Here is a 19,363-nt window from a genome sequence, read left to right on the forward strand (position 1 = left end):
GCGGCAACGGGGCGGGGCCATGCTGCGCGCGCTTGATATCCGGGATATCCTGATCATCGATCATCTGGAGCTGAACTTTCAGCCCGGGCTGAATGTGCTGACCGGCGAGACCGGGGCGGGCAAATCAATTCTTCTCGACAGCCTGGGCTTTGTGCTGGGCTGGCGCGGCCGCGCCGAACTGGTGCGCCAGGGCGCGAAGCAGGGCGAGGTTCTGGCAGAGTTCGAGCTGGGCGAGGGCCACCCTGCCCATGCGATTCTGGAGGAGGCCGGGCTGCCGGGCGGCGACAGCCTGATCCTGCGCCGGGTGAACACCGCTGACGGGCGCAAGACGGCTTGGGTCAACGACCGGCGCTGCTCGGGCGAGGTGCTGCGGGCGCTGTCGGAAACCCTGGTGGAGCTGCACGGCCAGCATGACGACCGCGGGCTGCTGAACCCGCGCGGCCATATGGCGCTGCTGGATCAATATGCGGGCACGCAGAAACTGCTGGCCGGGGTCCGGGCGGCCTGGGCCGGGGCGGCCAAGGCGCGCAAGACGGTGGCGGCCACCCGCGCCGCACTGGAGGCTGTGCGCGCCGAGGAAGAGTTCCTGCGTCACGCGGTTGCGGAACTGGACAAGCTGGACCCGCATCCGGGCGAGGATGAGGCGCTGGACACCCGCCGCCGCCAGATGCAGGCGGCTGAGCGCATCCGCGGCGACATCGCCCGCGCCCATGCGCTCCTCAGCGAGGGGGCTGAGGGAGCAATGGGAGAGGCGCAGCGCTGGCTGGAGGGGGTCGCGGGCCAGGAAGACGATACGGGCTTGGACGAGCCTTTGGCGGCGCTGAGCCGTGCGATGATTGAGCTGGGCGATGCTCAGGACGGGGTCGAGCGGGTGCTTGGCAGCCTGGACTTCAATCCGGGCGAACTGGAGGACTGCGAAGAGCGGCTGTTTGCGATCCGCGCGCTGGCGCGCAAGCACGGCGTGCAGGCGGATGAGCTGGGCGAGTATGCCGAGACCCTGCGGGCCAAGCTGGTGGCGCTGGATGCGGGCGATCAGAACCTTGCCGATCAGGAAGCCGCGCTGAAGGCGGCGGAAGACGCCTATGCGCAAGCCGCCAAACAGCTGGGCGCCGTGCGCCGCCAAGGCGCCGCATCGCTGGACAAGGCGGTGATGGCGGAACTGGCGCCGCTCAAGATGGAGCGGGCGGTGTTTGAAACCCGCATCACCACAGCAGATCCGGGGCCGGACGGAACCGACGCGGTGGCCTTCACCGTCGCCACCAATCCGGGCGCGCCTGCCGGGCCGCTGAACAAGATCGCCTCGGGCGGGGAGCTGAGCCGGTTCCTGCTGGCGCTCAAGGTCTGCCTGCGCGGCGAGGATGCCAGCAAGACGCTGATCTTCGACGAGATCGACCGCGGTGTCGGCGGCGCGACGGCGGATGCCGTGGGCCGCAGGCTCCGGAACCTTGCAAGCGGCGGCCAGGTGCTGGTGGTGACCCACTCGCCGCAGGTGGCGGCGCTTGGCGGCCATCACTGGCAGGTGCGCAAGCAGGTGATCGATGGCATGACATTGTCACAGGTGGTGCCGCTGGATGGCACCGAGCGGGTGGATGAGCTTGCCCGGATGGTGTCCGGTGATACCATCACCAACGAGGCCCGCGCCGCGGCCCGCGCGTTGCTGGCCGGATAATCCGCCGCAAAACCTGGCCGGGTGAGGGTTCTTTAACTGGCTTCATGGCAGTTGTAGGCCATTGAAAACAAAAAAGACCCGCTGGCAGGTTATGGTGCAAGAAATCCGTTCGTCCCTTTCCGCAATTTCCCTGCAATGGCTGGCCGGCCTCAAGGACATCTGGCGGGTGCTGCGCAATCGCGGCCCCAGCCAGTTCCAGTTCTGGCTGATTGCGCTGCTGATCGGCATCGCCGCGGGCTTTGCGGCGCTGTTTTTCCGCAAGGGGATCTCGGCGCTGCAGGCCTGGGTCTATGGCGCGCCGGATGTCGACTACCTCCATAGTTTTGCGCAGGGGCTGCCCTGGTACGTGCTGGTGGCGATTGCTGCGGGCGGCGGTCTGGTGGTCGGCCTGATCCTTGACCGGTTCACCCCGGACGGGCGCGTGCGCTCGGTCGCCGATGTGATCGAGGGCGCGGCGCTGCATGACGGGCGCGTCGAGCACAAGGAGGGGCTGGCCTCGGCGCTGGCGTCCTTCATCACGCTGTCGACCGGCGGCTCAACGGGCCGCGAAGGGCCGGTGGTGCATATGGCGGGTGTCATTTCCACCTGGGTCAGCAACCGGATCAATGCCGATGGTATCACCGGGCGCGACCTGCTGGGCTGTGCGGTGGCGGCGGCGGTGTCCGCCAGCTTTAACGCGCCGATTGCCGGCGCCCTGTTCGCGCTGGAAGTGGTGCTGCGCCATTTCGCGGTCAACGCCTTTGCGCCGATCGTGATTGCCTCGGTCGCGGGTACCGTGATCAACCGGCTGGAATACGGCGATGTCACCGAATTCACCCTGGTCACGCCGGGAGCGCTGCAATTTTATGTGGAGCTGCCGGCCTTCCTGATCCTGGGCCTGATCTGCGGCTTGGTGGCTGTGGTCGAAATGCGGGCGATCTTCTTTGCCGACAAGGTGGGCAACAAGGTGCAGGAGCGGCTGTGCCTGCCGCGCTGGCTGCGCCCGGCGGCGTCGGGCGCCATGCTGGGAGTGATCGCGGTCTGGTATCCGCACATCATCGGCGTCGGCTATGAGACCACGGTGCTGGCGCTGACCGGCGGGCTGCTGCTGGGGGAGGCGGTGATCTTTACCGTCGTCAAGACAGCCGCCGTGGCGATCACCATGGGCGGGCGCATGGGCGGCGGGGTGTTTTCGCCCTCGCTGATGATCGGTGCGCTGACCGGGCTGGCCTTTGGCCTGATCGCGACCTCGGTGCTGCCGGACGTGTCGGGCACGCACACGCTTTATGCCTTTGCCGGGATGGGGGCAGTGGCGGCCGCCGTGCTGGGCGCGCCGATTTCCACCACCCTTATTGTGTTCGAATTGACCGGCGACTGGCAGATCGGCCTGGCGGTGATGGTTTCGGTGTCGATGTCCACCGCGCTGGCGTCGCGGCTGGTGGACCGCTCCTTTTTCCTCACCCAGCTGGAGCGGCGCGACATCCACTGCGCGGCAGGCCCGCAGGCCTATCTGCTGGCGCTGATCCGCACAGGCGCCGTGATGCGGCCGATGGGCGACAGCCGCTGCGCCGGCCTGGAGGAGTGCCAGGCGCTGGTGGAGGAAGGGCTGTGCATCCGCGCCTCTGCCTCGCTGGAGGCGGCGATGCCGGTGTTCGACAGGGCCGACGTGCCCTTTCTGCCGGTGATGATGGAGGAAGGCGGCACGGAGGAAATTATCGGCGCGCTTTACCATGTGGATGCGCTGAAGGCCTACAACCGCGCCCTGGCCGCAACTGCGGCCGAGGAACACCGGTAAGGCGCTGGAATGATGTGCCAGCGCCTGCCGCTCCGGGGCTTTGGCCGCAGGGCTGGGCTCTGCGCCCTGTGTTCCGGCATGGGCCAGGGGGAAAATGACCCGGATCTTCCCCGCATCTGTGAGAAATCCGCTACAGGTAAATAGAAAGTTAAGAAGTGCATTGCCCTGCGGGTGAGCCTTCTACAACACTGCAACCAGGACATAGCAAGATTTACTCACTTCGGTAGGAAACTCATGCGCAACTTCGAAATCGGCCCGCAAGAGGCTGGTGCGAAAAACAAGGCGAGCGAGCGGGAAAATGAACGGGCGGCCCTGGAGGCGGTGATCAACTATGCGATCCAATGCGCCCGAGAAACGGATATCCTTGGCGCAGGCGACGCGCTGGAGGAAGCCAGGCTGAATCTGAGCCGGGCCATTCTCACCTGACCCCTGTCTTTCGCAAACCCGCTGCACCGGCATCCGCCCCTTCGGGGACGGAAGCACTGCTGCGCCGCGGCACCCGCCGGCGGAGTGCCGCAACAGGCGCCGGCTCAGGCTTTGCAGCCTCCGCACCTGCCTTCGGCACTTGACGTAGCACCGGCACTGGGCCCCCAGATACCTTTTCACGAATGCCAAAACACCGGCGCCAAGGCGCCGGTGTTTTGGTAACGGATTGCAATTTGTATCCTGAAACGGAAACCCTGCGCAGGCGGCGGCGCAGTGCCGCCGCAAACGGGCAGGCGGATCAGACCTGTTCGACCTTGACGGAGTCGCTCAGCACAAACGCCAGATGGCCCTTGATCGCTGCCGCATCCTCTTTCGGGTCCTCATAGCTCCAGGCCGCGTTTTCGGTGACCGAGGATTTGTTGGCGATTGAGAAATAGCTGGCCTCGCCCTTGTGCTCGCACCGGGTGCTCTTGCTGGTGCGGTCCAGGAACGCCATGGCAATGTCTTCACGCGGGAAATAGATGACCGGATCCATATCGCCCTCCGTCAGCTCCAGCGCATTGGAAGTTTCCCCCAATACGGCGCCGCCGGAACGGACGACCCAGGTGCCTTCGGCCTTGCGGATACGGATATTTGTCATGCGTGTTTTCCCATTTTCTTCGTTCGTGTCATCTTTTGTTCAGTCCATGTAACAGCCGGGTGTCAAACCCGGGTCACAAGGGGGCGGTTGCGGCATCAAGCCACGCCTTCGCGGCGGGGCTGAGCTGCGGTCCGATCTTTGCTGCGACCTCCTGGTGGTAGCTGTCGAGCCAGTCTTTCTCGTCTGCTGTCAGCATGGAGGCATCCACCAGCCGCCGGTCAAGCGGGGCAAAGGTGAGCGTGCGCCAGCACAGCATGTCGCGCTCCGGGTCGCTGGTGTCAAGGGCCGGGGCTTGTTCGACAACCAGAAGGTTCTCTATCCGGATGCCAAAGGCCCCCTCGCGGTAGTATCCGGGCTCATTGGACAGGATCATGCCGGGCTCCAGCGGCACATGGCTGGTGCGCGCCAGCCGCTGCGGGCCTTCATGCACGCTGAGGTAGGCGCCGACACCGTGGCCAAGCCCGTGGTTGAAGTCCTGGCCCGCCAGCCACAGCGGCATCCGGCCGATAGCCTCGATATCGCGGCCCGCCAGCCCCTTGGGCCAGCGCAGACGGGACATGGCGATCATACCCTGCAGCACGCGGGTATAGGCCGCGCGCTCGGCCTCGCCGGGGGTGCCGATGGCGATGGTGCGGGTGATGTCGGTGGTGCCGTCCAGATACTGGCCGCCGCTGTCCAGAACCAGCAGGTGGCCGTCCTCCAGCCTTGTGTCGGTCTCCTCCGTCACGCGGTAATGCATCACGGCGCCGTTTTCGCCGGTGCCCGCGATGGTTTCAAAGCTGATGTCCCGCAGGGCCGGGTCTTCGCGGCGCAAGCTTTCCAGCTTCTTCACCGCATCAATCTCGGAGATTGTGCCGGGCGCCTGCGTGTCGAGCCAGGCCAGCATTTCCACAATCGCCGCACCATCGCGCAGGTGCGCGGCGGCACTGCCTGCGATCTCGGCAGCGTTCTTGCGCGCCTTGGGCAGGGCGCAGGGGTCGCCGGCAGGTATCATGCGATCCCCCAGCGCGTCTGCCACGATCTGCGGCACGGTGCCGGTATCTGCAGCGACAGAGCCGTTAAGGGCGGCAGCGGCGCCCAGGAACTCTTCGGGCGGGTGCACGGTGACGGAGCTGTCAAAGTGGCCCTGCAGCCCTTCCAGCTTTTCCGCTGCCATGAAAAGGTCCACGCGGGCGTCGCTGTGCAGGATGGCAAAGCCATGCGCGACCGGGTTGCGCGCGACATCGCTGCCGCGGATGTTCAACAGCCACATGATGCTGTCGGGCAGGGTGATCACCGCCGCCGTCTGGCCCGCGTCCTGCAGTCCCTTGGCCAGCCGCGCGCATTTGTCCGCAGCGCTTTCGCCTGCATAGTCCAAGGGGTGCGCCGCCACCGGCTGCATCGGCGGTGCGGGCTGATCCTGCCAGATCCGGTCCACCAGGTTTTCGCTTTGCGCCAGGGTGATGCCGCTGCCCTTGAGCTCCTTCGTAAGGGAGGTGATCTGCCCGGCCGCATGCAGCCAGGGGTCAAACCCCACCTTGCCGCCATGCGGCAGCTGCTCCTTCAGCCAGTCTGCCAGCTGAACATCGGGCCAGGGCACCGGCGTGTACTCGGCAGCCACCTGGCGCTTCACCTGGGTGCGGTAGCGGCCGTCGATGAAGACACCGGCGATGTTCTGCAGCACCGCGCAAAACCCGGCCGAGCCGGTGAAACCAGTGAGCCAGGAGAGGCGCTCGTCATGCGGCGCAACGTATTCGCCCTGATGGGCGTCGGCGCGCGGCACCAGGAAACCGTCGAGTGCTTCCGCCGCCAGTTCCTTGCGCAGCGCGGCCAGTCGCGGCGGCCCCTGTTCCGGGCGGGCGGTCACGTCGAAAGTCTGGTACATCGGCATGTCTCCTGCTGAAGGGGCGGGGCGGCGGGGAGCTTGTTCCCTCAGGGGCCGCGTCAAAGAAAACGCGCGGGCCGGGGCACGCGCCCCTTCTTGTCCCAAATCACCCTGCTGCTGGCAAGGGCGGCCGCAGAGAGATTTCCTTGGACCTGACGGAACAGCGCGAGGGGTGTCATACGGGCGGGCCAAGCGCCGGATGCCAAAGGCATCCGGCGCTGCCGTGCGCATCAGCGCGCGGCCAAGCCCAAGGCTGAGGACGGCATCGCAAGATGCAGGCCGCAGACGCGGGAGATGCCCGCTGCTGCAGCGCGGGGAGGCGTCAGCTGGCGCGCTTGATGCCCATGACCCGGGCGCGGGCGCGCGGGTCGCTATCGAAAAGGGCGGCCAATTGCTCTGTCATCGCGCCGGCCAGCTGCTCCACGTCTGTAATCGTCACCGCACGCTCGTAGTAGCGGGTCACGTCGTGGCCGATACCGATCGCCAGAAGCTCCACCTGCTTTTTCTTCTCCACCATGGCGATCACGTCGCGCAGGTGTTTCTCCAGATAGCTCGCAGGGTTCACCGACAGTGTCGAATCATCGACCGGAGCACCGTCGGAGATCACCATCAGGATCTTGCGCGCCTCGTGACGATGCATCATCCGGCGGTGGGCCCATTCCAGCGCCTCGCCGTCGATGTTTTCCTTCAAGAGGCCCTCTTTCATCATCAGACCCAGGTTGGTGCGGGTGCGGCGCATCGGGGCATCCGCGCCCTTGTAGATGATGTGGCGCAGGTCGTTGAGGCGGCCGGGCTGCTGCGGGCGGCCCTCGTTCAGCCAGGCCTCGCGGGCCAGGCCACCCTTCCAGGCGCGGGTGGTGAAGCCGAGGATTTCGACCTTCACGTTGCAGCGCTCCAGGGTGCGGGCCAGAACGTCGGCGCAGATCGCCGCGATGGAGATCGGGCGGCCGCGCATCGAGCCGGAGTTGTCCAGAAGCAGTGTCACCACGGTGTCGCGGAACTCGGTGTCCTTTTCGACCTTGAACGAGAGCGGCGTGGTCGGGTTGGCCACCACGCGGGCGAGGCGCCCGGCATCCAGGATGCCTTCCTCGCGGTCAAACTCCCAGGAGCGGTTCTGCTGCGCCTGCAGGCGGCGCTGCAGTTTGTTGGCCAGCCGCGACACCGCGCCCTTCAGGGGCTCCAGCTGCTGGTCGAGGTAGGCGCGCAGGCGCTCCAGCTCGGCAGGCTCGGCCAGCTCCTCGGCGGCGATTTCCTCGTCGTGGGTATCCAGAAACACCTTGTAGTCCGGATCGGCCTCGGAGGCCGGCGGCGGCGCCGGCGGCTCCAGCGGGGCCTCGCCGTCGGGCATCTCGGTGTCCTCGGCCAGCTCCTCGTCAGCCATTTCGTCCATCGAGACCTGGGCCTGGCTTTCGTCCTGCTGCTGCTCCTGGCTCTGTTCAGGGGAGGCGTCGGCCTGCTCCTCCTCGGAGTCGTCCTGTCCGGTGCTGTCCGGATCGTCTTGCTCTTCGGCGTTGTCCTCGGCCTCGTCGTTTGCCTCGTCGTCCAGCTCATCCGGGTCATCGCCCAGCTGGTCGCCGTAGCCAAGGTCAGAGATCACCTGCCGCGCCAGCTTGGCGAATGCAGCCTGGTCGGCAATGGTCTCATCCAGGTTCTCCAGCGTGCCGCCGGCCTGGGATTCGATGAAGCCGCGCCACAGCTCCATGATGTTGGCAGCGCCTTCCGGCAGCTCGCGGCCGGTGGCCAGGTGGCGGATCAGATAGCCGGCCGAAGCGGCCAGCGGCGCCTCGGAGGAGGATTTCATCTGGTCATAGCCGCGCCGGATCGACTCATTGCGGATTTTCACGTCGATGTTCGAGGCGGTGCCGGGCATGTGGCGCGCGCCCATCGCCTCGCAGCGGGCGGTTTCCATCGCCTCATAGAGGTCGCGGGCCATTTCGCCCTGCGGCACATACTTTGCGTGGGTGGCGTCGTCGTGGAACTTGTGGCGCAGCGCCAGCGCATCCGCGGTGCCGCGGGCCAGCAGCACCTCCTCGCGGCTCATCCGGCGGGAGACCTGCGGCAGCCGCATCGAGTCGCCCGACAGCCCCGAGGGGTCGACGGTATAACTCACCGACAGTTCCGGGTCGTCGGCCATAACCTTGGTGGCTTCGGCCAGCGCCTTCTTGAACGGATCGGCGGGGTTGTCGTTGGGCTTTTTCATGGTCGCAAGGTGTCCTTGGTCGAAGCATTCCGCCAAGTGCAGCCTTTGTCCAGCCTTCTTCGATTACTTCAGAGGGCGGTGCCCGGCCGCGGGCGGGAAACGAAGTGCCCGCCCATGGGGGCGGACGGGCACTGCCCGGCCTTTCGGCCGGGCGGCACATTGCTGTTACCCCAGCGAAACGCTCGCGGCGCTCTCCGGCAGCTCTTCGTCAAAGCAGCGCTGGTAGAACTCGGCCACGGTCTGGCGCTCCAGCTCGTCGCATTTGTTCAGGAACGACAGGCGGAAGGCATAGCCCACATCGCGGAAGATCTCGGCGTTCTGGGCCCAGTTGATCACCGTGCGCGGCGACATCACGGTCGACAGGTCGCCGTTCATGAAGGCGGTGCGGGTGAGGTCGGCCACGGTCACCATCTGGCTGATGGTCTTGCGGCCCTTCTCGGTGTTGTAATGCGGTGCCTTGGACAGAACGATGGCGCTTTCGGCGTCGTGGCTCAGGTAGTTCAGGGTCGAGACCAGCGACCAGCGGTCCATCTGCGCCTGGTTGATCTGCTGGGTGCCGTGATAGAGCCCGGTGGTGTCGCCCAGGCCAACGGTGTTGGCGGTCGCGAACAGGCGGAAGAACGGGTTCGGAGTGATGATCTCGTTCTGGTCCAGCAGGGTCAGCTTGCCGTCATGCTCCAGCACCCGCTGGATCACGAACATCACGTCGGCGCGGCCGGCGTCGTATTCGTCGAACACGATGGCAACCGGGTTGCGCAACGCCCAGGGCAGGATGCCCTCGTGGAATTCGGTCACCTGCTTACCGTCGCGCAGCTTGATCGCGTCCTTGCCGATCAGGTCGATCCGGGAAATGTGGCTGTCGAGGTTGACGCGCACGGAGGGCCAGTTGAGGCGGGCGGCGACCTGTTCGATATGGGTCGATTTGCCGGTGCCGTGGTAGCCCTGGATCATCACACGGCGGTTGTGGCTGAAGCCCGCCAGAATCGCCAGCGTGGTTTCCGGGTCGAATTTGTAGGTCGGATCCAGCGCCGGGACGCGTTCGGAGCCTTCGGCGAAACCCTTGATCGTCATGTCGGTTTCGATGCCGAAGACATCGCGGACCGAAATGGTTTCGGTCGGTTTCGCATTCATATCCACAAAGCCATCGGTCATCGCCGTCGATCCTTATACCGCTTCCCTGCCATCAGGGTCCAATCCGCGGGATTGGTGCCCGATCTGGCGCGCGAGGGCAAGGGGAACTGTGGCAGGAAGCCAGCTGACGCCGCGATTGCAGCGGAACTGGACAGACGGGCGGGGGCAGACGCACTGCGCCCCCGGCCGGGCAGCAGGGGGCGCGTTTTGCCGGCGACCGCGTAGCTTGGGGGGGTAGGCTGCGGCCGGCACATCTTTGCCTAACCGGTGACTGCGGGGCGGGTCAAAGAAATAAAAAGTCTATCAATAAGTTTCGGCAAAAGACCGCTTACCCAGCGCCGTGCCAGCGGCGCCTGTCCGGGCCCGGGCCCGCCCTTTCAGCGGTTCCGCATCAGCTGTAGATATCCCTCAGGATCTCCTCGCGATGGGCATGTTGTGCGAGGGAAGGGGCGTATTGCTCTCGCCCATGGTGCGCAATCCCCCGGCGGAAGAGAGCCTTGCGGTGTTCGGTCATTTCCCATTCGTCCCGGAACGGGCTGGCGTTTGCCTCATTCGTGACCTGCTGGCCGTCAGCCATCCCGATGATGGTGTAGGGCTCATTGTAGGTGGCGGCCCATGTGCTGGAAAACACCTTGATCTCGATATCCAGCTCACCCCGTTCGTATTGCGCCCGGCGGTGTGCCAGAAGATCTGCCCGGATGGCAGCTTCGTCCTCCGCGCTCAGCGGGGGAACCGCCCGCGGCACAGAGCTGTCCCGAGCGGCCAGGGTGCGGTACTGTTCGGAATTGGTGGTCTCAGACACCCGTTTCATGGCCTTGATCTGGCGTTCGACACCGCGGGTAATGGTAAGGTCAACCAGTTCCTCGCGGGTCATTTCCACATGATCCTGGCCGAAATACGCAATGGAGATCGCTACCTCCAGGCCCTTGGTTGCTTCCCAGGTTTCGCTTTCCAGCCGGGACATCAGCTGTTTTGCGTCGAGGGTCTTCTCCGAAAACTGCCTTCCCGGGTAGTCGTGCCGGGAAAAGTTGCTGAGCTTCAGGCTCTTTAGCTCTTCGGCCAGTTCCTGCTTTTGTTTCTCGTCCAACCCCTGGCTCAGATCCTCGGTGATGGACTGAAGGAGGTTTTTGCGCAAATTCACCTGTTCGTTTTCAATGATGGATTGGATGCGGTCCAGTGCGGCCTGCGTCCGCTCCGGCAACACAAGGCTGACAGCGGCAGGCGCAGAATAGGCTGTTGGATCGGTTATGGTCTGTCCTGGCTGATACAGGCTTGCCCGGTCCTGCAGCGGCGCAGATGCCTGCCCCGCGGCTGCCGCCGGGCTGCCCAACAGGGTCTTTATGTAAGCCGGTGCCAATCCCTGGATATGCATCTTCGTGCCCCCACAACGAAGTTTTATCCAGATTAGCGATGCAACCTTAAGATGATATTGCCAAGCTGCCTGCATTTCATGGGGGCGCGTGCCCAGGATTTCCTGGCTCTGCCCGGCAGGGGGGAGGAGCCGCGCCGGGATGGCCTTCCTGACCCGGCCCAGGCGCGGGCGCGAGGGTCAGGCGGCCAGCGCCTGCGGCGGCACGTCCAGGCCGGTCAGCATGGCAACTTCACGGCGCATGCCGGCGCCCAGCTGCTCCGGTTTGGCATAAGCCAGGCAGATGCCATCGAAGACACGGCAGCGGATCGGCATCTTCTGCGCCGCTTCTGCCGACGTGAAGATCCCGCTTGACGCGGCCGCACCGGCAGTGGCCTGCATCACGGCTTCGGGGCCTTCCAGGATAATGTGAACGGTCCCGCCGCTGCGGATCATCATTCCGGTGGCGCCGCCTTTCTGCATCGGCGGGCGGTTCTGGCTGATAAACCGGGCGATCTGCTGATGGGTGGTGCCGGCGGCGAGCTTGGCGGTGATGACGAGGCGGTGCATGGGCGGTCTCCTGTGCGAGAGTGGCGGTCCCGGGAGCGGGTTCCGCTGATGTTTTCAATCTACACGGGAGTTGGTGAAGGCGCGCGCTGGCAAAAGTGTAGGACCGCCGCTGAGCCGGGAGCAAAAGCGAGCCTGCCTACCCTTTGGGATAAGCGCTGAACCCGGTGGTTAAAGCAGGCTGTATTCCTCAGCTGCAGGGGGGGCAAAAAAAGAGCGGCCCCAGGCCGCTCTTCGCAAATCGGTAGTTTGCCGGGCTTACTTGAAGCTGCGGCTGTCCTTGATCTGATCCCAGGCCCACATGACCTCCTGCAGCTGCTCCTCCTGGCTGCGGTCGCCGCCGTTCATGTCCGGGTGCAGCACCTTGATCAGCTTCTTGTAGGCTTTGCGGATATCGGCCTTGGACCAGTCGTCCTTGGCCTCGAGGATTTCGATCGCGCGGCGCTCGGTCGGGGGCAGGCGGCGGCCGGTCTTGGCGGCGCGGCCCGGGTTCTGGGTGGCATTGGCGCCCAGAACCTGATGCGGGTCCTCGATGCCCAGCCGCGCCCAGGCGCGGGCCTCGGGGTCGCCCATCGGCTTGGTCTCACGCTCCCAGACCTTGTCCTTGGAGCGCTGCGCATTCAGCTCTGCCTCGGTGGTGCCTTCGAAGAAGTTCCACTTGTTGTTATATTCGCGCACGTGCTCCTGGCAGAACCAGTAGAAATCATCCAGCACGTCGGGCGCCTTGGGCGCGCGGAACTTGCCGGCTTCCTCGCAGCCGTCCTTGTCGCAGACGCGCACGGAGGTTTCGGACGCACCGGTAGCGGCCCGCCGCCCGCGCGGGTTCTTCTTCTTGGCAGAGCGGACGGACATATCGAAGCCAAAGGGATCGGATTTGGTCATGGGGCGCACCTTCTAGACGCATCTGTTCGACTCGGAGGCAGCAGTTTAGTCTAAGGTGCGCCAGATAGAAGGGGGCGCAGGCAAAAAATATGGGGATGAGCGGAAAATGAACGTGAAGCAGGAAATGGAAGCGGCGCTGCTGGCGGCCTTTGCGCCAAGCGCGCTGGAGGTGGTGAACGAAAGCCACAAACACGCGGGCCACGCGGGCGACGACGGCTCGGGCGAGAGCCATTTTGCGGTGCGGATCCGCACAGAGGCCTTTGAAGGCATGAACCGGGTGGCGCAGCACCGTGCCGTGCACAAGGCGTTGGGCGGTATCGTGCCGCGCATCCACGCGCTGGCACTGGATACCGGCGTCTGATCCCAGTACCGGGGAGGATCAGTCCTCCCCGTCGCCCTTCTGCGCGGCCCGGTTTTTCAGTGCCGTGGTCACGCCGGACACCGGGCTGAGCTCTTCCACACCATCATCGGCCTGCATCTTGGAGGCGCCGGCGCCCGGAACCGGCGTGGCGCCGCCGGGGGCTTCGGGGTCGCCTGCAGTGGCGGTCAGCGGCGGTTCGCTGTGGCGGAACTCCACTGCGGCGGCCTCGGCCGGAGCGGATGCGGTTCCCGCCTGCTCCGCGGCAAGCGCGCGGCGGAACACCATCACATTGCGCCAGTTTGTGCTGGAGCCGGTCAGGCCGGAGCGCTCCTCGCTCGGCAGCAGTTCTGCGCGCTGGAACTCCCAGCCCTCCGCCGCCATTTCGTTCAGCAGGATCTCGATCGAATTGGCAAAGCGCGCCTCGGGTGTCTTCACCCCCTTTGCCTTGGTGCCCTTGGCCGGGGCGGGGACAACCTTGTACTCAAATGCTTGCATGAACGTCTCCTGTTTCGGCTTGCAGGTTTAGCGGATGGGGGGAAGGGGTCAAGGGGCCGGAAAGGCTGCGCATGGGCGCCGGCCCGCCGGTCTCCGGCGCGGCAAACAGCTCGGAGATCACGTGTTTTCCGGGCCGGATTTTTCGTAAAATTCCGGTCTTCCCAGCCGGTTCAGTCCTTTCCCGCCGCCATTTGCACCAGCGTCAGGCAAACGTCTGTGGCCTTGGCCATGTCCTGCACAGAGATCCACTCCAATGGTCCGTGCACGTTTTGCATGCCGGTGAAGATGTTTGGGGTCGGCACCCCCAACTCAGTCAGCCGTGAGCCGTCTGTGCCGCCGCGGATCGGGGCCGTGATTGGGGCGATTCCATGCGCCTTGCAGGCTTCCAGCGCCAGCTCCACCGGGGTCATGTCGTTTTCCAGCCAGTACCGCATGTTGCGGTATTGCGGGTGGATTTCGCAGGCAATCTCCGCCCGCGGTTCCGAGGCCTGCACAGCCTCGCAGACCTTGCGCAGCAGATCGCCCTTGGCGGCCAGCCCGTCCAGCTCGAAATCGCGCAGGATCAGCTTGATCTCCATCTCCGAAGACCCGCCGTTCATGTCGGTGATATGGATGAACCCCTTGCGCCCGTCCGTGGTTTCCGGTGTCATCGTGGCCTGCGGCAGGGTCTGAACGATCTTGGCCGCCAGATGCGCGGCGTTCACCAGCTTCTCCTTAGCCCAGCCGGGGTGGATCGAGACCCCCTTGATGCGCACCACCGCCCGGTCGGCAGAAAAGCTTTCATAGACGATCTCGCCCGCGTCGCCGCCGTCGAGCGTATAGGCGAACGCCACGCCCAGATCCTTGGGAAGCTGCGCGCCCACACCGCGGCCGATCTCCTCGTCCGGGGTGAAGGCGAGGCGGATGTGCGGGTGCTTGATGTCCGGATGTGCCAGCAAGTGCCGGGCCAGCGTCATCACGATGGCCACGCCCGCCTTGTCGTCGGCGCCCAAAAGGGTGAGGCCGGAGGCGGTGATCAGGTCGTCGCCCTGTTTGGAGGCGAGGTAGGGGGATTTTTCCGGGGACAGCACCAGGTCCGGGTTGTCGGGGAAGGTGATGTCAGTGCCATCGTAGCCTTTGATCACACGCGGCTTGACGCCGGTTGCGTTGAACTGCGGCGCGGTGTCGACATGGGCGAGGAAACCGATGGCCGGCCCCGGCGCGGTGGCCGGAACAGTGGCCAGCACCACGCCGTAGTCCGTGAGTGTGACATCCTCAGCGCCGATCTCCTGCAGTTCGCTCACCAGCAGGTTCAGCATGTCGAACTGGATCGCGGTGCTGGGCGTGGTGGCCGAGGTCTCGTCGCTTTGGCTGTCGATGGCGGCATAGCGGACCAGACGGTCCTCGAGCTCTTGGTCAAAAATGCGGGTCATGAAACCTCCGGGATTTTGGGTGGAGGAAAGCCGCTGGCGCGGGGAAGGTCAAGGCAGGGAGAAATCCCAGCGCAGAGTGTAGCAGGACAGAAAGGGCAGACCCCGCCCACGGGGGGGGCGGGCGGGGGCATAGCCCCCGCCCATGGGGGCGGTCGGGAGCTGCCCGGCGTGCCGCTGGGCGAAGGGTCTGAATGGCACCGCCCGGTGCACAAGGGGTGTACAGAGGGTGCACGCATGGCACCCTCGTTTCGGCACGAAAAAGGGCGCCGCAAGGGGCGCCCTTCGCTAATCCGTTTTCCGCCGGGATCAGCCGACCAGTTTCTTGGCGACCAGCTCGTTCACCGCCTTGGGGTTGGCCTTGCCGCCGGTGGCCTTCATCACCTGGCCGACAAACCAGCCTGCCAGTTTCGGGTTCACCTTGGCCTTCTCCACCTGCGCCGGGTTGGCGGCGATGATCTCGTCCAAGGCGGTCTCGATGGCGCCGGTATCGGTCACCTGCTTCATCCCGCGGTCTTCGACGATCTGCGCCGGGTCGCCGCCTTCGGTGTAGACGATTTCGAACAGGTCCTTGGCGATCTTGCCGGAGATCGCATCCGAGGCGATCAGGTCGATGATGCCGCCCAGCTGGGCGGGGGAAACCGGGGACTCGGTGATCGCGTGATCTTCTTTCTTCAGGCGGCCGAACAGCTCGTTGATGACCCAGTTGGCGGCCAGCTTGCCGCTGCGGCCCTTTGCAGTTTCTTCAAAGAAGGCCGCCGATTCCACATCCGCGGTCAGCACCGAGGCGTCATAGTCGCTGAGGCCGAAGTCGTTGATGAAGCGCGCCTTTTTCTCGTCCGGCAGTTCCGGCAGATTGGCGGCGATGCCGTCCACCCAGTCCTGTTCGATCTCCAGCGGCAGCAGGTCGGGGTCGGGGAAATAACGGTAGTCGTGCGCCTCTTCCTTGGAGCGCATGGAGCGGGTCTCGCCCTTATCCGGGTCATACAGGCGGGTCTCCTGCACGATCTCTCCGCCGGCCTCAAGGATGGCGATCTGGCGGCGCGCCTCGACCTCGATGGCTTGCTGGATGAAGCGCATGGAGTTCATGTTCTTGATCTCGCAGCGGGTGCCGAGGTGGCTGAAGTCCTGGGTTTCCTGGTACTTCTCGTACTGGCCCGGCAGGCAGACCGAAACGTTCACGTCGGCGCGCAGGTTGCCGTTCTGCATGTTGCCGTCGCAGGTGCCCAGGTACTGCATGATCTGGCGCAGCTTGGCGATGTAGGCCGCCGCTTCCTCAGGGCCCCGGATGTCGGGGCGGGAGACGATCTCCATCAGGCAGACACCGGTCCGGTTCAGGTCGACAAAGGACATATGCGGGTCCATGTCGTGGATGGATTTGCCGGCGTCCTGCTCCATGTGGATACGCTCGACCCGCACATTGCGGGCAGTGCCGTCGCCCAGTTCCACCAGCACTTCGCCTTCACCCACAATGGGATGATACAGCTGCGAGATCTGGTAGCCCTGCGGCAGGTCGGGATAGAAATAGTTCTTGCGGTCAAAGGCAGACCACAGGTTGATGTCCGCCTTGAGACCCAAGCCAGTGCGCACCGCCTGCTCGACGCAGTATTCGTTGATCACCGGCAGCATGCCGGGCATTGCCGCATCCACGAAAGCCACGTTGGAGTTCGGCTCGGCGCCGAACTTGGTGGAGGCGCCGGAGAACAGCTTGGCATTGGAGCTGACCTGGGCATGCACCTCCATGCCGATGACCAGTTCCCAGTCATGCTTGGCGCCCGCGATCACCTTGGGCTTGGGGAGTTCATATGTCAGGTCGAGCATGGTTTTCCGCCGTATCCGAATGTCAGTTGCAGTGACGTGGTGCGATGTTTCATCAGCACAATGTCAATTTCCGTTGCACAGCGTTCTAGGCCCGGCGGCGCGGAGGAGCAAGAGGGCAGGTGGCGCAGAGAGCTTTGAAGCGGGCGGAAGCCCCTGTGAATAGCACGGGCTGGAAGCCCGCGCAGCGCCCGTCCGCCCCCATGGGCGGGCGCTTTGCTTCCGCGCGCGGACAGGCGTTGCCCTTCGCGATGGTTCGCCTGTGCCTGATTCAGCCTCTTGGCGGGGTGCATCAGGAGGGCTAGAACTGGCAGCCCGAGCAGAACTTCAGGAGGCCGCCTTGGACACATCCGCCCGCATCAGCCAGACCATTGCCACGGAAATCGGCGCCGCCGCCAAGCAGGTGAGCGCTGCAGTGGCGCTGCTGGATGAAGGCGCCACCGTGCCCTTTGTCGCGCGCTACCGGAAGGAGGCGACGGGGGGCTTGGATGACACTCAGCTGCGCACCCTAGCAGAGCGTCTGGAGTATCTGCGCGAGCTGGAAAAGCGGCGCGCCGCCATCCTCGAGTCGATCAAGGGGCAGGATAAGCTGACCGACGACCTGGCGGCCTCAATCGCCAAGGCAGAGACCAAGGCGCAGCTGGAGGATATCTATCTGCCTTACAAGCCCAAGCGGCGCACCAAGGCGATGATCGCCAAGGAGAACGGGCTGGAGCCGCTGGCAGATGCCATCCTGGCCGACCGCAGCGCCGATCCGGAGAATCTGGCGGAAGGTTATATCACTGAGGCCGTGGCCACGGTGAAGGATGCGCTGAACGGCGCGCGGGATATCCTGACCGAGCGGCTGACCGAGAATGCAGCCCTTTTGGGCCGACTGCGGGAATTCCTGCAGAAGGAGGCGGTGCTCACAGCCAAGGTTATCGAGGGCAAGGAGCAGGAGGGCGCCAAGTTCTCCGACTACTTCGCCCATTCCGAGCGCTGGGCGGACGTGCCCTCGCACCGGGCGCTGGCGATGCTGCGAGGCTCCAATGAGGGCGTGCTGACGCTGGACGTGGGGCCGGAGCCGGAAGAGGGCGTGGCCCGGGCCGAGGCGATGGTGGCGGCGGAGCTGGGCGCGGGCGGTAACGGGCCGGGCGATGTCTGGCTGCGCAAGGTGGCGGGCTGGACCTGGCGGGTGAAGCTGTCGCTGTCGATGATGCTGGAGCTGATGGGCGATTTGCGGGGCCGCGCGCAGGAGGACGCCATTCAGGTCTTTGCCCGCAACCTCAAAGACCTGCTGTTCGCAGCTCCGGCCGGTGCGCGGCCGACTCTCGGGCTGGACCCGGGCATTCGCACCGGCGTCAAGGCGGCAGTGGTCGATGCAACCGGGAAATTGGTGGCCACCGAGACGTTGTACCCGTTCCAGCCGAAGAACGACCTGCGCGGGGCGCAGGTGTCGATTGTGAAACTGATTGCCGAACACGGCGTGGAGCTGATCGCCATCGGCAACGGCACCGCCAGCCGCGAGACCGAGCGGATGGTGGCGGAGGTGCTGAAACACCTGCCCGCCAAGATCAAGACGCCGACCAAGGTTGTGGTGTCAGAGGCCGGCGCCTCGGTCTATTCCGCGTCTGAGCTGGCGGCTCGGGAATTCCCGGATCTGGACGTAAGCTTGCGCGGGGCGGTGTCGATTGCGCGGCGCCTGCAGGACCCGTTGGCGGAGCTGGTGAAGATCGAACCCAAGAGCATCGGCGTCGGCCAGTATCAGCATGATGTGGACCAGCACAAACTCTCAAAGTCGCTGGAAGCGGTGATCGAGGATGTGGTGAACGCGGTGGGCGTCGACCTCAACATGGCCTCAGCCCCGCTGCTGAGCCATGTGTCGGGCCTTGGCCCCGGTCTGGCGGAGGCGATTGTGGCGCACCGGGACATGAACGGTGCATTTGCCTCGCGCAAGGAGCTGCTGAAGGTCGCGCGGCTTGGACCGAAGGCGTTTGAACAATGCGCGGGCTTCCTCCGTATCCGCGATGGTAAGGAGCCGCTGGATGCGTCCTCGGTTCACCCCGAAAGCTATGACGTGGCGCGCAGGATCGTGGCCGCCTGCGGGCGCGATATCCGCCAGATCATGGGGGACGGCGCGGCGCTGAAGTCCTTGCGTGCCGAAGATTTTGTGGGCGGCGATGTTGGCCTGCCGACGGTGCGGGACATTTTTCAGGAGCTGGAGAAGCCGGGCCGCGACCCGCGCCCGTCCTTTGTGACCGCCTCTTTCAAGGACGGGGTGGAGGCGATTACCGACCTGAAGCCCGGCATGGTGCTGGAGGGCACGGTGACCAACGTCGCGGCCTTTGGCGCATTTGTCGACATCGGCGTGCATCAGGACGGGCTGGTGCATGTGAGCCAGTTGGCCGACCGGTTTGTGAAAGACCCGCACGAGGTGGTGAAAACCGGCCAGGTGGTGAAGGTGACGGTGACCGAGGTGGATGTGGGGCGGAAACGCATTGGCCTGACCATGAAGAAGGACGGCGGTGCCTCGGCTAAGGAAGACCGCAATGCCCGCGGCCCGGCCAAGGGAGCGGCCCCGCGCCGGGGCGGCAAGCCGGGCGGGCAGCCGGGCGGCAGGGGTAAGATGACTTCTGGACCCAAGGGCGGTCAGGGCAGGGATCAGGGAACCGGCGCGCTGGGGGCGGCCTTGATGGACGCTTTTAAGAAGAAATGACGAGACGGGGCTTCGGCCCCAATTCGATCAGGACAGAGTGTGCACGGGCTGGCTGCGTCCGCAGAAGTATTGCGGTGAGCGTCT

Annotated in this window: 15 protein-coding genes; 5 read left to right on the forward strand and 10 right to left on the reverse strand. The window is 65.2% G+C overall.

What is annotated here, in order from left to right:
* Nucleotides 1-19: 19 nt before the first annotated feature.
* The 3 genes from recN (at nt 20) to CAER_RS0119950 (ending at nt 3,869) form a co-directional block, all read left to right on the forward strand.
* Nucleotides 20-1,669: a DNA repair protein RecN gene (recN, locus tag CAER_RS0119940; RefSeq protein WP_027237023.1), complete on the forward strand. Its 1,650-nt coding sequence runs from the start codon at nt 20-22 to the stop codon at nt 1,667-1,669.
* A gap of 91 nt (nt 1,670-1,760) precedes the next feature.
* The gene (locus tag CAER_RS0119945) at nt 1,761-3,443 is read left to right on the forward strand and encodes a chloride channel protein (RefSeq protein WP_027237024.1); all 1,683 of its coding nucleotides are present in this window, start codon (nt 1,761-1,763) and stop codon (nt 3,441-3,443) included.
* A gap of 234 nt (nt 3,444-3,677) precedes the next feature.
* A complete protein-coding gene (locus tag CAER_RS0119950; protein WP_008554548.1) occupies nt 3,678-3,869 on the forward strand; it encodes a hypothetical protein in 192 nt (63 codons plus the stop codon).
* A gap of 298 nt (nt 3,870-4,167) precedes the next feature.
* Here CAER_RS0119950 and CAER_RS0119955 read toward each other — a convergent pair whose 3' ends face one another.
* The 7 genes from CAER_RS0119955 to CAER_RS0119985 all read right to left on the reverse strand — a co-directional run bounded on the left by CAER_RS0119955 (nt 4,168) and on the right by CAER_RS0119985 (nt 12,501).
* The gene (locus CAER_RS0119955) at nt 4,168-4,509 is read right to left on the reverse strand and encodes a DUF427 domain-containing protein (RefSeq protein ID WP_027237025.1); all 342 of its coding nucleotides are present in this window, start codon (nt 4,507-4,509) and stop codon (nt 4,168-4,170) included.
* A gap of 73 nt (nt 4,510-4,582) precedes the next feature.
* Nucleotides 4,583-6,373 carry an aminopeptidase P family protein gene (locus CAER_RS0119960; protein WP_027237026.1) on the reverse strand — a complete coding sequence of 597 codons (1,791 nt, stop codon included), beginning with the start codon at nt 6,371-6,373 and terminating at the stop codon, nt 4,583-4,585.
* 322 nt (nt 6,374-6,695) lie between these two features.
* On the reverse strand, nt 6,696-8,573 hold the full coding sequence (gene cobT, locus CAER_RS0119965) for a cobaltochelatase subunit CobT (protein WP_027237027.1): 1,878 nt from the start codon (nt 8,571-8,573) through the stop codon (nt 6,696-6,698).
* Nucleotides 8,574-8,738: 165 nt separating this feature from the next.
* A complete protein-coding gene (gene cobS / locus CAER_RS0119970; RefSeq protein WP_027237028.1) occupies nt 8,739-9,725 on the reverse strand; it encodes a cobaltochelatase subunit CobS in 987 nt (328 codons plus the stop codon).
* Between the two features lie 370 nt (nt 9,726-10,095).
* The gene (locus CAER_RS0119975; RefSeq protein ID WP_154667795.1) at nt 10,096-10,905 is read right to left on the reverse strand and encodes a hypothetical protein; all 810 of its coding nucleotides are present in this window, start codon (nt 10,903-10,905) and stop codon (nt 10,096-10,098) included.
* A 348-nt stretch (nt 10,906-11,253) separates the two neighbouring features.
* Complete coding sequence (locus CAER_RS0119980; protein WP_027237030.1) at nt 11,254-11,622, reverse strand: hypothetical protein; 369 nt, start codon at nt 11,620-11,622, stop codon at nt 11,254-11,256.
* 255 nt (nt 11,623-11,877) lie between these two features.
* Nucleotides 11,878-12,501, reverse strand: a complete 624-nt coding sequence (locus CAER_RS0119985; RefSeq protein WP_027237031.1) for a DnaJ domain-containing protein — start codon at nt 12,499-12,501, stop codon at nt 11,878-11,880.
* 106 nt (nt 12,502-12,607) lie between these two features.
* On the opposite strand from CAER_RS0119985, the gene CAER_RS0119990 reads away from it, so the two are divergent.
* A complete protein-coding gene (locus tag CAER_RS0119990; protein ID WP_027237032.1) occupies nt 12,608-12,862 on the forward strand; it encodes a BolA family protein in 255 nt (84 codons plus the stop codon).
* A gap of 18 nt (nt 12,863-12,880) precedes the next feature.
* Here the strand turns inward: CAER_RS0119990 and CAER_RS0119995 are convergent, their stop codons facing one another.
* From CAER_RS0119995 to gatB, 3 genes are all read right to left on the reverse strand, one after another.
* Nucleotides 12,881-13,357: a DUF4177 domain-containing protein gene (locus CAER_RS0119995; protein ID WP_027237033.1), complete on the reverse strand. Its 477-nt coding sequence runs from the start codon at nt 13,355-13,357 to the stop codon at nt 12,881-12,883.
* A 170-nt stretch (nt 13,358-13,527) separates the two neighbouring features.
* Nucleotides 13,528-14,769, reverse strand: coding sequence for a peptidase T (gene pepT, locus CAER_RS0120000; RefSeq protein WP_027237034.1), 1,242 nt, complete (start codon nt 14,767-14,769; stop codon nt 13,528-13,530).
* A 306-nt stretch (nt 14,770-15,075) separates the two neighbouring features.
* Nucleotides 15,076-16,587 carry an Asp-tRNA(Asn)/Glu-tRNA(Gln) amidotransferase subunit GatB gene (gatB, locus tag CAER_RS0120005; protein WP_027237035.1) on the reverse strand — a complete coding sequence of 504 codons (1,512 nt, stop codon included), beginning with the start codon at nt 16,585-16,587 and terminating at the stop codon, nt 15,076-15,078.
* Nucleotides 16,588-16,924: 337 nt separating this feature from the next.
* On the opposite strand from gatB, the gene CAER_RS0120015 reads away from it, so the two are divergent.
* Nucleotides 16,925-19,279 carry a Tex family protein gene (locus CAER_RS0120015; RefSeq protein WP_027237037.1) on the forward strand — a complete coding sequence of 785 codons (2,355 nt, stop codon included), beginning with the start codon at nt 16,925-16,927 and terminating at the stop codon, nt 19,277-19,279.
* The last annotated feature ends 84 nt before the right edge of the window (nt 19,280-19,363 follow it).

Origin of the sequence: Leisingera caerulea DSM 24564 (assembly GCF_000473325.1) — a bacterium.
GTDB lineage: Bacteria > Pseudomonadota > Alphaproteobacteria > Rhodobacterales > Rhodobacteraceae > Leisingera > Leisingera caerulea.

Coding starts and splice junctions, on each gene's coding strand:
- CAER_RS0119985 (WP_027237031.1), bottom strand. CDS start 12,501: ATGACCAAATCCGATCCCTTTGGCTTCGATATGTCCGTCCGCTCTGCC.
- CAER_RS0119980 (WP_027237030.1), bottom strand. CDS start 11,622: ATGCACCGCCTCGTCATCACCGCCAAGCTCGCCGCCGGCACCACCCAT.
- gatB (WP_027237035.1), bottom strand. CDS start 16,587: ATGCTCGACCTGACATATGAACTCCCCAAGCCCAAGGTGATCGCGGGC.
- cobS (WP_027237028.1), bottom strand. CDS start 9,725: ATGACCGATGGCTTTGTGGATATGAATGCGAAACCGACCGAAACCATT.
- CAER_RS0119950 (WP_008554548.1), top strand. CDS start 3,678: ATGCGCAACTTCGAAATCGGCCCGCAAGAGGCTGGTGCGAAAAACAAG.
- cobT (WP_027237027.1), bottom strand. CDS start 8,573: ATGAAAAAGCCCAACGACAACCCCGCCGATCCGTTCAAGAAGGCGCTG.
- recN (WP_027237023.1), top strand. CDS start 20: ATGCTGCGCGCGCTTGATATCCGGGATATCCTGATCATCGATCATCTG.
- CAER_RS0119990 (WP_027237032.1), top strand. CDS start 12,608: ATGAACGTGAAGCAGGAAATGGAAGCGGCGCTGCTGGCGGCCTTTGCG.
- pepT (WP_027237034.1), bottom strand. CDS start 14,769: ATGACCCGCATTTTTGACCAAGAGCTCGAGGACCGTCTGGTCCGCTAT.
- CAER_RS0119995 (WP_027237033.1), bottom strand. CDS start 13,357: ATGCAAGCATTTGAGTACAAGGTTGTCCCCGCCCCGGCCAAGGGCACC.
- CAER_RS0119955 (WP_027237025.1), bottom strand. CDS start 4,509: ATGACAAATATCCGTATCCGCAAGGCCGAAGGCACCTGGGTCGTCCGT.
- CAER_RS0119960 (WP_027237026.1), bottom strand. CDS start 6,373: ATGTACCAGACTTTCGACGTGACCGCCCGCCCGGAACAGGGGCCGCCG.
- CAER_RS0119945 (WP_027237024.1), top strand. CDS start 1,761: ATGGTGCAAGAAATCCGTTCGTCCCTTTCCGCAATTTCCCTGCAATGG.